Consider the following 14,057-nt stretch of genomic DNA (forward strand, 5'->3'; position numbering starts at 1 on the left):
CGATAAACAAAAAAGTTCCCAAGACCTGCGAAAGAATTCAGAATGCGCCCGCGTGAAGCGTCTACGCTTTGACTTGTCACTAGCCAATACCGCGAGGTGTGCTCATGGGTACCTTGATGCCTGCAACTCCAACCCAGACCCTCTATGTCTCCGTGCGCCGTGATGAGCTGCGTAAACTGAAGGACGAACGTGACCAGCTGCGCCAGCAGGTCGCCCAACTGAACCTGCTGCTGGCGCAACAACGCGCTGAAGACAAAGCTGTCAGCCTCTGATTCTACCTTCTTCTCGTGGGAGCTGAACGGCTCCCACCCTGCTTGTCTCTCTCTGATTCCTCTTTTCCAGGCCCGGCTTCTTCGCGGGCACGCCCGCTCCCACGAAGACTGCGAAAGAATCCAACATCTGCCTTGCGCCCCACTCTGGTGCATCAGCACCTGAAAGCCACAATTTGGCGCACCATCCCCGTAACCCCGCCCGCACCTTTTCACATCCGGTCACAACCGCCAACGTTTGCGTCTACTCCGCGGCATGACAATAGTGACCAGCGGGTCACCTTTTCATCTATTTCTCTCCTACACTCGGGTTTCGGCCCGCCATTTGCTCAACGGAAGAGTGACGAAAAAAAGTCGAACTTTCCGGAACGCGGGCAGGTCAGGAACTAAGTAGGCCAAACGCAAAGGGACTTCCCAGCATCGGCCCACATACCCCACCAGCCCAATCGCCTTCGGCCGGAATGCCGATCGCGCCGTGCCTGCGCGCACGACCCTGGGGCATGGAACGCACTACGCAGAATCCAGAATCAGAGAGAACCAACACGAAACATCGCCACGGGTGCCAGCACCCGGCCAAGCATAGGGACGGAGAGAAGTATGATCAGTGCCGCTGTCGAGCCTCACGTAGATTCATTCAACCCGGACAACCGCGAACCGCTCACCCCGGACTTCGCCACGACAGGCAAGGCACCCGGCGCCCAGCGCCAGCACAACCGCAACAAGCGCAAGATTTTGTTCGTGACCTCGGAAATCGCCGACCTGGTGAAAACCGGTGGCCTGGGAGACGTGTCCGCCGCCCTGCCCCGCGCCCTGGCGCACCTGCATGATGTGCGGGTGCTGATCCCCGGCTACCGGCAGGTGATGGAAAGCGACAACCCCATCCACATCGTCGGTGAACTGGGTGGCCACGCCGCACTGCCGCCGTGCAAGATCGGGCGCATGGACATGGCCGACGGCCTGGTCATCTATGTGCTGATCTGCCCCGAGCTGTACCAGCGTGACGGCACTCCCTATGGTGCCAACAACGGCCGCGACTGGCCCGACAACCACATCCGCTTCGCCCGCCTGGGCCTGGCCGCCGCCGAAATCGCCGCCGGCGAAGGCAGGATCCACTGGAAGCCCGAAGTGGTGCACGCCCACGACTGGCCCGCCGGCCTGGCACCGGCCTACATGCACTGGCGCGGGCTGAGCACGCCAACCCTGTTCACCATCCACAACCTGGCCTACCAAGGTGTGTACAGCCGCGGCTGCAGCCCGGAACTGGCAATCCCCGAACACGCCATGCAGCAGGAAGGCATGGAGTTCTACGGCAAGCTGTCGTTCCTCAAGGCTGGCCTGGCCTACGCCAGCCACATCACCACGGTCAGCGCCACCTATGCCCGGGAAATCACGACACCGGAATTTGGCTGCGGCCTGGACGGTTTCCTCGCCAGCAAGGCCCAGCAAGGCCTGCTCGGCGGCATTCCCAACGGCATCGACGAAAGCTGGGACTCGGCCACCGACAAGCACCTGCAGCACAACTTCAGCATCAACGACTGGGAAGGCAAGGCGCGCAATGCCCAGGAAGTACGCGCGCTGTTCGAACTGCAGCCCTCCGAAGGGCCCTTGTTCGCAGTGGTTTCGCGCCTGGTCTACCAGAAAGGCCTGGACCTGACCCTGGGTGTGGCCGACTACATCGTCGAGCAAGGCGGGCAAATCGCGATCATCGGCCGTGGCGAGCCGGAAGAAGAGCAGGCTATGCGCGAACTGGCGCTACGCCACCCGGGCCGTATCGGCGTGCGCATCGGCTTCAACGAAACCGATGCCCGGCGCATGTTCGCCGGCAGCGACTTCCTGCTGATGCCGTCTCGCTACGAGCCATGCGGCCTCAGCCAGATGTACGCGCAGCGCTTCGGCTCGCTGCCGGTAGCGCGCAAGACCGGTGGCCTGGCCGACACCATCGAGTGCGGCGTTACCGGCTTCCTATTCAACGAGTCCACCGTCGAGAGCTATCGCGAGGCACTCAGCCGCGCCTTCTATGTATATGGCAAGAAGGACCTGCTGAACGCCATGCGCTGCCTGTCGATGACCCAACCGTTCAACTGGTGCCAGGCCGTGGAGCCCTATGCACGTCTGTACGAGGACCTGGTCAAGCAGGCGCAGCACAGCCACTACTGAGCGGGGAGTTGAAGATGCACAGGCATGGCGCACACCTGCTGGACGCCACGTCGGCGCGCTTCGCCCTCTGGGCGCCGGATGCGCGCAGCGTGAGCGTGGAACTGGAGCAGCAGCCGGCCATCGAGCTGTTGCCCGACGATGATGGCTGGTTCACCGGCGTGGCCCCGTGCCAGGCCGGTGACCGTTACCACTACCGTATCGACGGTGCACTGAAGGTGGCCGACCCGGCCTCGCGCTATCAGCCCGATGGCGTGCAGGGGCCGAGCCAGGTGGTGAATGTGGCCAGCTATGCCTGGCGACACCCCTGGCAAGGCCGGCCCTGGCACGAGGCGGTCATACAGGAGCTGCATGTCGGCCTGCTCGATGGCTACGCCGGGGTCGCCCGGCAACTGCCGCGGCTGGCCGAACTGGGCATCAGTGCCGTCGAACTGATGCCGCTGGGGCAGTTCCCCGGCGAGCGCAACTGGGGTTACGACGGCGTGTTGCCCTATGCGCCGCAAAACACCTATGGCAGCCCCGAGCAGCTGTGTGCGCTGGTCGACCAGGCACATGGCCACGGGCTGATGGTGCTGGTCGATGTGGTGTACAACCACTTCGGCCCTGACGGCAATTACCTGCACCAGTACGCCAGCCCGTTCTTCCGCGAAGACCGGCAGACCCCCTGGGGCGCAGCCATCGACTTCCGTCGCCCGCAGGTGCGCGAATTCTTCATCCAGAACGCCCTGATGTGGCTGTGCGACTACCGCTTTGACGGCCTGCGCCTGGATGCCGTGCACGCCATCGACCAGCCCGACTTTCTGGTCGAGCTGGCGCAAAGGGTACGCGCTGCGGTGGAACCGGGCCGCCACGTATGGCTGGTACTTGAGAACGAACACAACCAGGCCTTCCTGCTGGAGCAAGGCTTCGACGCCCAGTGGAACGACGACGGCCACAATGCCCTGCATGTGCTGCTGACCGGCGAAACCGAAGGCTACTACGCCGACTACCAGCAGCGCCCCATCGACCAGCTGGCCCGCTGCCTTGCCGAAGGTTTCGTGTTCCAGGGCCAGGCCAACCGCCATGGCACGCCCCGCGGCGAGCCCAGCGCGCACCTGCCACCCAGCGCTTTCGTGCTGTTCCTGCAGAACCATGACCAGGTCGGCAACCGCGCCCTGGGCGAGCGCCTGACCCGCCTGTGCCCACCGCAGGCGCTGCGGGCGGCCACCGGGCTGCTGCTGCTGGCGCCGATGATTCCGCTGCTGTTCATGGGCGACGACGATGGCAGCTGCCGGCCGTTCCTGTTCTTCACCGACTTCCATGACCAGCTGGCCGACGCCGTGCGCGAAGGCCGGCGCGGCGAGTTCGCCCATTTCGCCGCCTTCGCCGACCCCGAGCAGCGCCAACGCATCCCCGACCCCAACGCCGAACAGACCTTCGAGGCCTCCCGCCCGCAAGGCAAGGAAGTGATCGCCGGCTGGCACGGCCTTTACCAGCACCTGCTCGAACTGCGCCGCCGCCATGTGATCCCGCACCTGCCGGGCAGCCGTGCGCTGGGTGCCGAAGTACACGGCGACAAGGCCCTGACCGCACGCTGGTGCCTGGGCAATGGCACCACCCTGCGCATCGACCTGAACCTGGCCGCAACCCCGCAGGTGGTCGAGTTGCCCGCGCCGGCCAACCGCCTGTTCGACAGCAGCGACACCCGGCACCCCGATAACCATCTGGCCGCCTACAGCTGCGTGGTCAGCCTGCTTCCCCCTGCCCAGGAGTGCCCATGAGCGAAACCGCCCTGCACCGTCTGGCGAGCCGCGTCGGGCTGAGCCGCGACTGGATCGACGCCAATGCCCGGCCCCAGCGTGTCAGCGACGAGGTACTGCGCAACATACTTGAAGGCCTTGGCCACCCTGCCAACGATGACGCCGCCATCGCCGCCAGCCTGCGCGCCGTGGACGCTGCCGAAGACAGTGAGCACCTGCCGCCGCTGCTGACCGCCGACCTAGGCCAGCCATTGGCACTGGCGCGCTACTTCAGCGCCGCCAGCGTCGCGCACTGCACCTTGGAGGACCACAGCGCCCTCACCCTCAGCCTTGACGACCAGGCCCGCCTGCCCGGCGCGCTACCCATCGGCTACCACCAGGTGGAAATCGACAGCCGCCGCTTCACCGTGGCCGTGGCCCCGCTGCGCTGCCACAGCCTTGAAGACCGGGTGCAACAGCCGCCACCGCGCTGCTGGGGCCTGGCGGTGCAGCTGTACAGCTTGCGCCGCCCCGGCGATGGCGGCTATGGCGACTGCCTGGCCCTGGAACAACTGGCCCGCGCGGCTGCCGAACGCGGCGCCGATGCCTTGGCCATCAGCCCGATACACGCCCTGTCGGCCATCGACCAGACGCACTACAGCCCCTACTCGCCCTCCAGCCGCCTGCTGCTCAATACCCTGTACGCCAGCCCAGCCGCGCTGCTGGGCGAGCGGGAGGTGCGCGTGGCCATCGAAGCCTGCGGCCTGGAGCAACAGCTCGAAGACCTTGAGCAAGGCCCGCTGGTAGACTGGCCGCGTGCCGCCAGCGCCCGACAGCGCCTGCTCGAAGCCCTGTATCAGGGCTTCAGCCAGGGCGACCACCCGCTACGCAAGGACTTCGACAGTTTCCGCAAAGCCGGTGGCCAGGCGCTGGAGCACCATTGCCGCTTCGAAGTGCTGCAGGCGCAAGCCGTGGAGCATGGCCTGGGCGCCGACTGGCGCCACTGGCCCAAGGCCTGGCACGACCCATACCACCCGGAAGTGGAGGCCTTCGCCAACGCCTACCCGGCCAAGGTCGAGTTCCATGCCTTCTGCCAATGGCTGACCGAACGGGGCCTGCAACGCGCCCAGGAAGCAGCGCGCGGCAACGGCATGGCGGTCGGCCTGATCGCTGACCTGGCGGTGGGCGCCGACGGTGCCGGCAGCCAGGCCTGGAGCCGCCAGGACGAGCTGCTGGCAGGCCTGAAGGTGGGTGCACCGCCTGACATCCTCAACCGTGCCGGCCAGGACTGGGGCATCTGCGCCTTCTCGCCTGAAGGGCTCAAGCGCAACGGCTACCGCGCTTTCATAGAAATGCTCCGGGCCAACCTCGCCCACGCCGGCGGCCTGCGCATCGACCATGTCATGGGCCTGCGCCGGCTGTGGCTGATCCCGCAGGGGGCCAAGCCCAGCGAAGGCGCCTACCTCAACTACCCGCTGGAAGATCTGTTACGCCTGCTGGCCCTGGAGTCGGTGCGCCACCAGGCAATCATCCTCGGCGAAGACCTGGGCACCGTGCCGGACGGCCTGCGCGAGCAACTGGCGGCCAAGGCCGTGCTGGGCATGCGTGTGCTGCCCTTCGAGCAGACCCAGCCCGGCCATTTCAAGCCGATTCTCGACTGGCCGGACAACGCCCTGGCCACCACCGGCACCCACGACCTGGCGCCGCTGGCCGGCTGGCTGGAAAACCGCGACATCGACTGGAGCCACCGCCTGCAACTGATCGATGCTGCCACCGAACTGCACTGGCGCCACGAGCGGCAGAAGGAGCACGATGGTTTGCGCCGCACCCTGGAGGCCAACTACGGCACGCTGCCGAACAACGACGCGCTGATCGACGCTGCCATCCGTTACGTTGGCCACACCCGCGCACCGCTGGTGCTGGTGCCATTGGAAGACCTGCTGGGTTGTGACGAGCAACCCAACCTGCCGGGCACCACCTCCGGCCACCCCAACTGGCGCCGACGCTTTGCCCGGCCGGTACGTGAACTGCTCGACGACGAGGACGCTGCGCGGCGCCTGGAACTGCTGGCCCAGGCCCGCGAACAGGCTTGGGAGCGTGACCGATGAAAGCGCTGACCGCGACCCTGCGCCTGCAGTTTCACAGTGACTTCACCCTCGATCACGCCGTGCCGCTGGTGCCGTACTTCGCCCAGTTGGGCATCAGCCACCTGTATGCCTCGCCCATCCTCAAGGCCCGCGCCGGCTCGCGCCATGGCTACGACGTGGTCGACCCGACCTGCGTCAACCCCGAGCTGGGCGGCGAAGCGGCGCTGCAACGGCTGGTCGCCGCCCTGCGTCAGCACGGCATGGGGCTGATCCTCGACACGGTGTCCAACCACATGGCCGTGGGCGGTGCCGACAACCCCTGGTGGCAGAGCCTGCTGGCCTGGGGCCGGCGCAGCCCGTATGCAGAGTTCTTCGACATCCAGTGGCACTCCAGCGACCCACTGCTGGCCGGCCAGTTGCTGTTGCCGTTCCTCGCCAGCGACTATGGCGTGGCGCTGAAAAATGGCGAGATACCGCTCGAGTTCGAGAAGCACCATGGGCTGCTGCAGGTCGCCCATTACCAACACCGCTTCCCGATCTGCCCGGTCGATTATGGCTGGATTCTCGCGCTCAGCCCGGAGCCGGCGCTCAAGGCCCTGGCGGAACGCTTCACCGCGTTGAACGCATCGGCCACGCCGCTGGCCGACGCCCTGCCCCTGCAAGCTGAACTGGCGCGCCTGGCGGGCGAAGGCGCTGACCTCGAATCGGCTCTGGTGGCGTTCGACAGCCGCAGCGAGAATGGCTTCAAGCGCCTGCACCTGCTGTTGGAACGCCAGACCTACCGCCTGGCCAGCTGGCGTACCGCCGCCGACGACATCAACTGGCGGCGCTTCTTCGACATCAACGAGCTGGGCGGCTTGCGGGTGGAACGCGCGGTGGTGTTCGAGGCCACCCACGCCAAGCTGTTCGAACTGATCGAGCGCGGCCTGGTGGACGGCCTGCGCATCGACCATATCGACGGCCTGGCCGACCCGCGCGGTTACTGTCGCAAGCTGCGCCGACGGGTCGATGGCCTGCTGGCACGGCGGCCGTTGAATGCCGCCCTGGAGCATTTCCCGATCTACGTGGAGAAGATCCTCGGCGCCAACGAGCACCTGCACCGCGACTGGCTTACCGATGGCACTACCGGCTACGAATTCATGAACCAGGTTTCGCTGCTGCAGCACGACCCGGCAGGCGAAGCAGCGCTGACCGAGCTGTGGGCCAATGTGAGCGAACGCCCCGACTTCCCCGAAGAAGTACGTCAGGCCCGCCACCTGGTACTCAATGCCAGCCTGGCCGGCGACTGCGAGTCGGTGGCCCAGGCGCTGTTGCAGGTGGCACGCAACGACCTGATGACCCGCGACCTGACCCTGGGCGCGATTCGCCGTGCCTTGCAGGCGCTGGTGGCGCATTACCCGGTGTATCGCACCTACTTCAATGCCTGCGGGCGCCCGGCAGAAGACGAAGGGTTTTTCCAGCAGGCCCTGGCCAATGCCCGCCTCGACCTCGGCGAAGCCGACTGGCCACTGCTCGAGCACCTGCAACAATGGCTGGGCGGGCAAGCCTGGCGCCGCCTGCCAGCAGGCCGGGCGCGCAAGCAGCTACGCCACGCCTGCGTGCGCTTCCAGCAACTGACCGCACCCAGCGCCGCCAAGGCCGTGGAAGACACCGCCTTCTACCGCAGCGCGCGGCTGCTGTCGCGCAACGATGTGGGCTTCGACGCCGAGCGTTTCAGCGCCCCGCTCGAGCACTTCCACAACGAGGCCCAGCGGCGCCTGCGCGACTTCCCCGACAACCTGCTGGCAAGCGCCACCCATGACCACAAGCGCGGCGAAGACACTCGTGCACGCCTGGCCGTGCTCAGCGAGCGCGGCCCGTGGCTGGCCAGCCGAATGGAACACTGGCGCGAACTGGCCACGCCGTTGCGCACGCAACTGGATGACGGCCTGGCGCCCAGCCCCGGCGACGAGCTGATGCTGTTGCAGACCTTGCTGGGCAGCTGGCCGCTGGACCTCGACCTGCACGATGTCAACGCCCTTGGCCAGTACGCCGAACGCATTCGCCAGTGGCAGCAGAAAGCCCTGCGCGAGGCCAAGCTGCGCAGCAGCTGGAGCGCCCCGAACGAAGCCTACGAAAGCGCCTGTGCCCGCTACATCGATGGCCTGCTGCTGGACGGCGAGAACCAGCAGCTGCGCAAGTCGCTGGCCGACGCCTCACAGCTGCTGGCCTGCCCCGGTGCCCTCAACGGCCTGGTCCAGGCCCTGCTGCGCATGACCACGCCGGGCGTACCGGACCTGTACCAGGGCAACGAATACTGGGATTTCAGCCTGGTCGACCCGGATAACCGGCGCGCGGTGGACTACGCGTGCCGGCGTCGCACCCTGGACGATGCAACGCCGGTTGCCGAGCTGCTGGAACACTGGCGCGATGGCCGCCTCAAGCAGGCGCTGATCGCCCGGGTGCTGGACTGCCGCCAGGCCCATGCCGAGCTGTTCCGTCGTGGCGCCTACCTGCCCCTGACCGTGCAGGGTCGGCATGCCGAAAAGGTGATCGCGTTCGCTCGCCTTGGCGAGGGCGAACGGGCCGTCATCATCGCGCCACGCCTGGCCAGTACCCTGCTGGCAGGTGCACCGATACCCCTGATCCCGGCACAGAACTGGGACGACACCCGGGTAAACCTGCCGTTTGCCTTGTCGCCTGCCAACTCGACGGGACTTTTCCCCAGCGCTGCGGTCAGCTCTTGCAGGGAGCTGATGTTGAGCGCCGTGCTGGCGGAGTTTCCGGTCAACCTGCTGATACAACAATCTTGAACATCAGGAGCGTCATGATGAGTGTTGATGAAAAACGTATCCGCGAATTTGCCTACCAGATCTGGGAGTCCGAGGGTAAGCCCGCCGGCCAGGAAGACCGCCATTGGGACATGGCTCGCAAGCTGGCCGAAGCCGAGGCACTGGCACCCAAGGCGGCGCCGCGCAAACGGGCCCCGGCCAAGCCCAAGGTAGCGGCTGAGCCGGTCGAGAAGGCCGTGGCAGTGAAGAAACCCCGGGCGGTGAAAAAGCCGGCTGCCGGTTGAGCCTGCACCGGCCTCTTCGCGGGTAAACCCGCTCCCACAGGTACACCGTCATCCTCAAGCCTGGCGCTATCCCTGTAGGAGCGGGTTCACCCGCGAAGAGGCCGGTACAGGCCTACGCAGCTCCCTCCACCACCACGGCCACAGAGGACCGCCATGAGCCCCCGCACCCCGAAGAAAACCCGCTCGGTAGCCCCGTCGCGTATCCGCGAAGGCCTGCCCTTCCCCCTCGGCGCCACCTGGGATGGCCTTGGGGTCAACTTTGCCCTGTTCTCGGCCAATGCCACCAAGGTCGAGCTGTGCCTGTTCGACTCCACCGGCGAGCACGAAATCGAACGCATCGAGCTCCCCGAATACACCGACGAGATCTACCACGGCTACCTGCCTGACGCTCACCCAGGGCTGGTCTACGGCTACCGCGTGCACGGCCCCTACGAGCCGGAGAACGGCCACCGCTTCAACCCCAACAAACTGCTGATCGACCCGTATGCCAAGCAACTGGTCGGCAGCCTGCAATGGTCCGAAGCACTGTTCGGCTACACCATCGGCCACCCCGACGGCGATCTGTCGTTCGACGAGCGCGACAGCGCGCCCTTCGTGCCCAAGTGCAAGGTGATCGACCCTGCATTCACCTGGGGCCGCGACCAGCGCGTGCAGATCCCCTGGGAGCGTACGATCATTTATGAGGCCCACACCCGTGGCATCAGCATGCGCCACCCAGCGGTGCCGGAAGAACTGCGCGGCACCTTCGCCGGCCTGGCCAATGACGAGTTGCTCAAGCACATCAAGGAGCTGGGCGTTTCCAGCATCGAGCTGCTGCCGATTCACGCCTTCGTCAACGACCAGCACCTGCTGGACAAGGGCCTGAACAACTACTGGGGCTATAACAGCATCGCCTTTTTCGCTCCCCACCCGCGTTACCTGGCCAGCGGCAAGATCGCCGAGTTCAAGGAAATGGTCGCACACCTGCACGACGCCGGGCTGGAGGTGATCCTGGATGTGGTCTACAACCACACCGCCGAAGGCAACGAGCGCGGCCCCACGCTGTCGATGCGCGGTATCGACAACGCCTCGTACTACCGCCTGATGCCGGACGACAAGCGCTATTACATCAACGATTCCGGCACCGGCAACACCCTGGACCTGAGCCACCCCTGCGTGCTGCAGCTGGTCACCGACTCGCTGCGCTACTGGGCCGGCGAAATGCACGTGGACGGCTTCCGCTTCGACCTGGCGACCATCCTTGGCCGCTACCACGACGGCTACAGCGAACGCCACGGCTTCCTCGTCGCCTGCCGCCAGGACCCGATGCTGAGCCAGGTGAAGCTGATTGCCGAACCATGGGACTGCGGCCCGGGCGGCTACCAGGTGGGCAACTTTGCCCCGGGCTGGGCAGAGTGGAACGACCGCTTCCGCGACACCGTGCGCGCCTTCTGGAAAGGCGACGAAGGCCAACTGGCCGACTTTGCCTCGCGCATGACAGCCTCGGGGGACATGTTCAACAACCGTGGCCGGCGTCCCTATGCCTCGGTCAACTTCGTCACCGCCCACGACGGTTTCACCTTGCGCGACCTGGTGTCGTACAACCACAAGCACAACGAAGACAACGACGAGAACAACCAGGACGGCACCGATAACAACCTGTCGTGGAACTGCGGTGTCGAGGGGCCAACCGACGACCCGGCCGTGAATGCCCTGCGCATGCGCCAGATGCGCAACTATTTCGCAACCCTGCTGCTGGCCCAAGGCACGCCGATGATCGTCGCCGGTGACGAGTTCAGCCGTACCCAGCACGGCAACAACAATGCCTATTGCCAGGACAGCGAGATCGGCTGGGTGAACTGGGACCTGGACCAGGAGGGCAAAGAGCTGCTGGCTTTCGTCAAGCGCCTCACCCGCCTGCGCCTGGCCTACCCGGTACTGCGCCGCTCGCGCTTCCTGGTTGGCGACTACAATGAGGCGATCGGCGTCAAGGATGTGACCTGGCTGGCACCGGATGGCAACGAGATGAGCGTGGAACAATGGGAAGACCCGCACGGGCGTTGCCTGGGCATGTTGATCGATGGCCGTGCCCAGGTCAGCGGCATTGCCAGGCCAGGCGCCGAGGCCACCGTGCTGCTGATCGTCAATGCCCACCATGACATCGTGCCGTTCCAGCTGCCAACCGTGCCCGAGGGGGATTACTGGAGCTGCCTGGTCGATACCGACCGGCCAGAGCTGCGCAAGGGGCAGCATCTGCAGTTCGACAGCACGTTCGAGGTGAAGGGGCGGTCGTTGCTGCTGCTGGTGTTGCAGCGTGATGAGGAGTGAACCTGAAACGCTGGTATGTGTCCCTTGTGTAGGAGCGGCCTTGTGTCGCGATCGGGCCGCACAGCGGCCCCAGCTATTCTTGCCTTGGTGCTGACAAACGGGGCCGCTGCGCGGCCCGATCGCGACACAAGGCCGCTCCTACAAGGATCCGCGCAAACCCGTGACCGAGGAGTAACCGTGAACCCCGAAGCCGGCAGTAAAGGTTTCGCCAGTGTCAACCAGGCCCCGGCCGTGAAGCGGCTGCGGGTGCTGACGGTGAATACCCACAAGGGCTTCACCGCCTTCAACCGGCGCTTCATCCTGCCGGAACTGCGCGAGGCGGTGCGCAGCACCCAGGCCGACATCGTCTTTCTCCAGGAGGTGCTCGGCAGCCACGACCGCCACGCCGCGCGCTACCCCGGCTGGCCGCAGACCTCGCAGTACGAGTTCCTCGCCGACAGCATGTGGAGCGACTTCGCCTACGGGCGCAACGCGGTCTACCCCGACGGCCACCACGGCAACGCGCTGCTGTCCAAATACCCGATCATCGAACATCGCAACCTCGACGTGTCGATCACCGGCCCCGAACGACGTGGCCTGCTGCACTGCGTCCTCGACGTGCCTGGCCAGCATCAGGTACATGCCATCTGCGTACATCTGTCGTTACTGGAAAGCCACCGCCAGAAGCAGCTGCAACTGCTGCGCAAGCTGCTCGAATCCTTGCCCGCCGACGCCCCGGTGATCATCGCTGGCGACTTCAACGACTGGAAATCCCACGGCAACCGCACCTTGGGCCTGCAGCGTGACCTGCACGAGGCCTTCGAACGCCACCATGGCCACCTGGCCCGCACCTATCCTGCGCGGCTGCCGCTGTTGCGCCTGGACCGTGTCTACCTGCGCAACGCCGAAAGCCATGGGCCGCGGATTCTGGGGCACAAACCTTGGTCGCACCTGTCGGACCACCTGCCGTTGTCGGTAGAAGTCAGGCTTAGCAATCATTCTTCATAGCCGCAGCACGGCAAATAGCGAACCTGGCTATACCTAGCGGAATTATCTTGTGATTCAACAAGTTGAACAAAGCCACGGAACCTGAACACTTCCTTCACGCTTTCTTGACGCAAGCGGCGCCTTCTCCTTAGCTGAACATATCAAGCAGTAATGATCTCGCGCAGGGCCTCTAGCTCGCGCCTTCGTGCGCGTTGCACAAAGCCAGGCGTGCTGGTTTGGGTCGCCCACTGTTTTTGCCGTACAGCTCGTGACAACAGGCCAGGTCCTAGGGCTGTAACACAAAAACAGAGGAGATCCGCCATGAAAAGCACCTCGAGCCCCTTGCGCTTCGAAAGCATTTTCTACGCGGTTTCCACGTCGCTGCTTCTGGCAACCCCGGTGGAAACTATCGCGTATGAACTGCAGGACGACCCGACCTCGCCCGGCTTCCTGCAACAACCGGCAGTACCACAGCTTACGCTCGACCCGGTCAGCGCCAGTGGCTTGAGTATCGGTACCTTGAACGCGTTCTCGCAAAAGATGAGCGAGCGCCATGGGCAGCCTGCACCGGACCTGGTCGCCAGCCAGTGGGCGCAGTTCTTCCCCACCACCGCGCGCAGTGGCGTGCAGCCTCCGGACCAGCTGGAGGCCCCCAGCCAGCAACTGATGATCGGCCCGGACCTGTTCGTGCGTGAAACTGCAGCGGGCAATGTGCACCGCGCGGGGATCTTCGTGGGGCAAAACAACCTGCAGACCAACTTCAACGGCATGCGCCAGCTGTTGGGCGACAAGCAACGCAACGCCGTGAACCTCAGCGGCGAAAGCCTGGGGGTGTACTGGAGCATGACCCATGAACAGGGCTGGCACCTGGATGCCGTGGCCATGGGCTCACGCATCGACGTCAACGGCCGTGGCGAAAACGGCCAGCGTCTGGACGATAGCGGCCACGCGATGACCTTTTCGCTGGAAGGCGGCATCCCCATCGGCCTGGGTGGCGGCTGGGTGATCGAGCCACAGGCACAGTTGATCAACCAGCAGTTCTTCCCCGGCAGCCGGGCGCAGGAAGAGACCTTGCAGGCCTTCGACAGCCAGCCGAGCTGGAGCGGTCGGGTCGGCGCCAGGCTGTCCGGGCGTTATGAAGTACGCGGCATGCCGATCGAACCCTATGTGCGGACCAACGTGTGGTATGACTTCAGCAATGCCGATGAGGTGAAGCTGGACCAGGTCGACAAGATCTCCAGTTCGCGCTACTCGACCACGGTGGAACTGGGGTTGGGGCTGGTGGCGCGGGTGACACCCACGGTGGCGCTGTTCGTCAGTGCCGATTACAGCAGTGACGTGGACGATAATGATCTGAATGGGTTGATTGGCAGCCTTGGGGTGCGGATGCGGTGGTAGGCAGGGTCGGCCCTTTCGCGGGTGAACCCGCTCCCACAAGGACCGCACAGGGTCTGAAGCTTGTGCAATACCTGTGGGAGCGGGTTTACCCGCGAAGAGGCCA

The 14,057-nt window shown here is 65.3% G+C and carries 9 protein-coding genes; all 9 read left to right on the forward strand.

What is annotated here, in order from left to right; translation table 11 throughout:
* Positions 1 to 104 precede the first annotated feature (104 nt).
* The 9 genes from M1D87_RS17395 to M1D87_RS17435 all read left to right on the forward strand — a co-directional run bounded on the left by M1D87_RS17395 (position 105) and on the right by M1D87_RS17435 (position 13,954).
* A complete protein-coding gene (locus M1D87_RS17395; protein WP_015270996.1) occupies positions 105 to 272 on the forward strand; it encodes a DUF6026 family protein in 168 nt (55 codons plus the stop codon).
* A 594-nt stretch (positions 273 to 866) separates the two neighbouring features.
* On the forward strand, positions 867 to 2,426 hold the full coding sequence (gene glgA, locus M1D87_RS17400) for a glycogen synthase GlgA (RefSeq protein ID WP_013973326.1): 1,560 nt from the start codon (positions 867 to 869) through the stop codon (positions 2,424 to 2,426).
* 14 nt (positions 2,427 to 2,440) lie between these two features.
* Complete coding sequence (gene treZ, locus M1D87_RS17405) at positions 2,441 to 4,183, forward strand: malto-oligosyltrehalose trehalohydrolase (RefSeq protein WP_409280041.1); 1,743 nt, start codon at positions 2,441 to 2,443, stop codon at positions 4,181 to 4,183.
* Entirely contained in the window at positions 4,180 to 6,249 is a 2,070-nt protein-coding gene (malQ, locus tag M1D87_RS17410) for a 4-alpha-glucanotransferase (RefSeq protein WP_123085117.1), read from the forward strand. Before treZ ends, malQ begins: the two co-directional genes overlap by 4 nt.
* Positions 6,246 to 9,020 carry a malto-oligosyltrehalose synthase gene (locus tag M1D87_RS17415; protein ID WP_322264477.1) on the forward strand — a complete coding sequence of 925 codons (2,775 nt, stop codon included), beginning with the start codon at positions 6,246 to 6,248 and terminating at the stop codon, positions 9,018 to 9,020. The genes malQ and M1D87_RS17415 overlap by 4 nt, the downstream gene beginning before the upstream one ends.
* Before the next feature lie 14 nt (positions 9,021 to 9,034).
* On the forward strand, positions 9,035 to 9,283 hold the full coding sequence (locus tag M1D87_RS17420; RefSeq protein ID WP_061551133.1) for a DUF2934 domain-containing protein: 249 nt from the start codon (positions 9,035 to 9,037) through the stop codon (positions 9,281 to 9,283).
* Between the two features lie 153 nt (positions 9,284 to 9,436).
* On the forward strand, positions 9,437 to 11,590 hold the full coding sequence (glgX, locus tag M1D87_RS17425) for a glycogen debranching protein GlgX (protein WP_123085119.1): 2,154 nt from the start codon (positions 9,437 to 9,439) through the stop codon (positions 11,588 to 11,590).
* A gap of 177 nt (positions 11,591 to 11,767) precedes the next feature.
* Positions 11,768 to 12,577 (forward strand): endonuclease/exonuclease/phosphatase family protein, encoded by an 810-nt coding sequence (locus tag M1D87_RS17430; protein ID WP_015271002.1) that lies wholly within the window; start codon positions 11,768 to 11,770, stop codon positions 12,575 to 12,577.
* A 300-nt stretch (positions 12,578 to 12,877) separates the two neighbouring features.
* Positions 12,878 to 13,954: an autotransporter domain-containing protein gene (locus M1D87_RS17435; RefSeq protein ID WP_100412900.1), complete on the forward strand. Its 1,077-nt coding sequence runs from the start codon at positions 12,878 to 12,880 to the stop codon at positions 13,952 to 13,954.
* Positions 13,955 to 14,057: the final 103 nt, after the last annotated feature.

Source organism: Pseudomonas sp. SA233, from assembly GCF_054792385.1.

Bases quoted from the DNA above. Each gene is read 5' to 3' on its own strand.
- M1D87_RS17435 (WP_100412900.1), top strand. From the start codon at position 12,878: ATGAAAAGCACCTCGAGCCCCTTGCGCTTCGAAAGCATTTTCTACGCG.
- M1D87_RS17395 (WP_015270996.1), top strand. From the start codon at position 105: ATGGGTACCTTGATGCCTGCAACTCCAACCCAGACCCTCTATGTCTCC.
- malQ (WP_123085117.1), top strand. From the start codon at position 4,180: ATGAGCGAAACCGCCCTGCACCGTCTGGCGAGCCGCGTCGGGCTGAGC.
- M1D87_RS17420 (WP_061551133.1), top strand. From the start codon at position 9,035: ATGATGAGTGTTGATGAAAAACGTATCCGCGAATTTGCCTACCAGATC.
- glgA (WP_013973326.1), top strand. From the start codon at position 867: ATGATCAGTGCCGCTGTCGAGCCTCACGTAGATTCATTCAACCCGGAC.
- glgX (WP_123085119.1), top strand. From the start codon at position 9,437: ATGAGCCCCCGCACCCCGAAGAAAACCCGCTCGGTAGCCCCGTCGCGT.
- treZ (WP_409280041.1), top strand. From the start codon at position 2,441: ATGCACAGGCATGGCGCACACCTGCTGGACGCCACGTCGGCGCGCTTC.
- M1D87_RS17415 (WP_322264477.1), top strand. From the start codon at position 6,246: ATGAAAGCGCTGACCGCGACCCTGCGCCTGCAGTTTCACAGTGACTTC.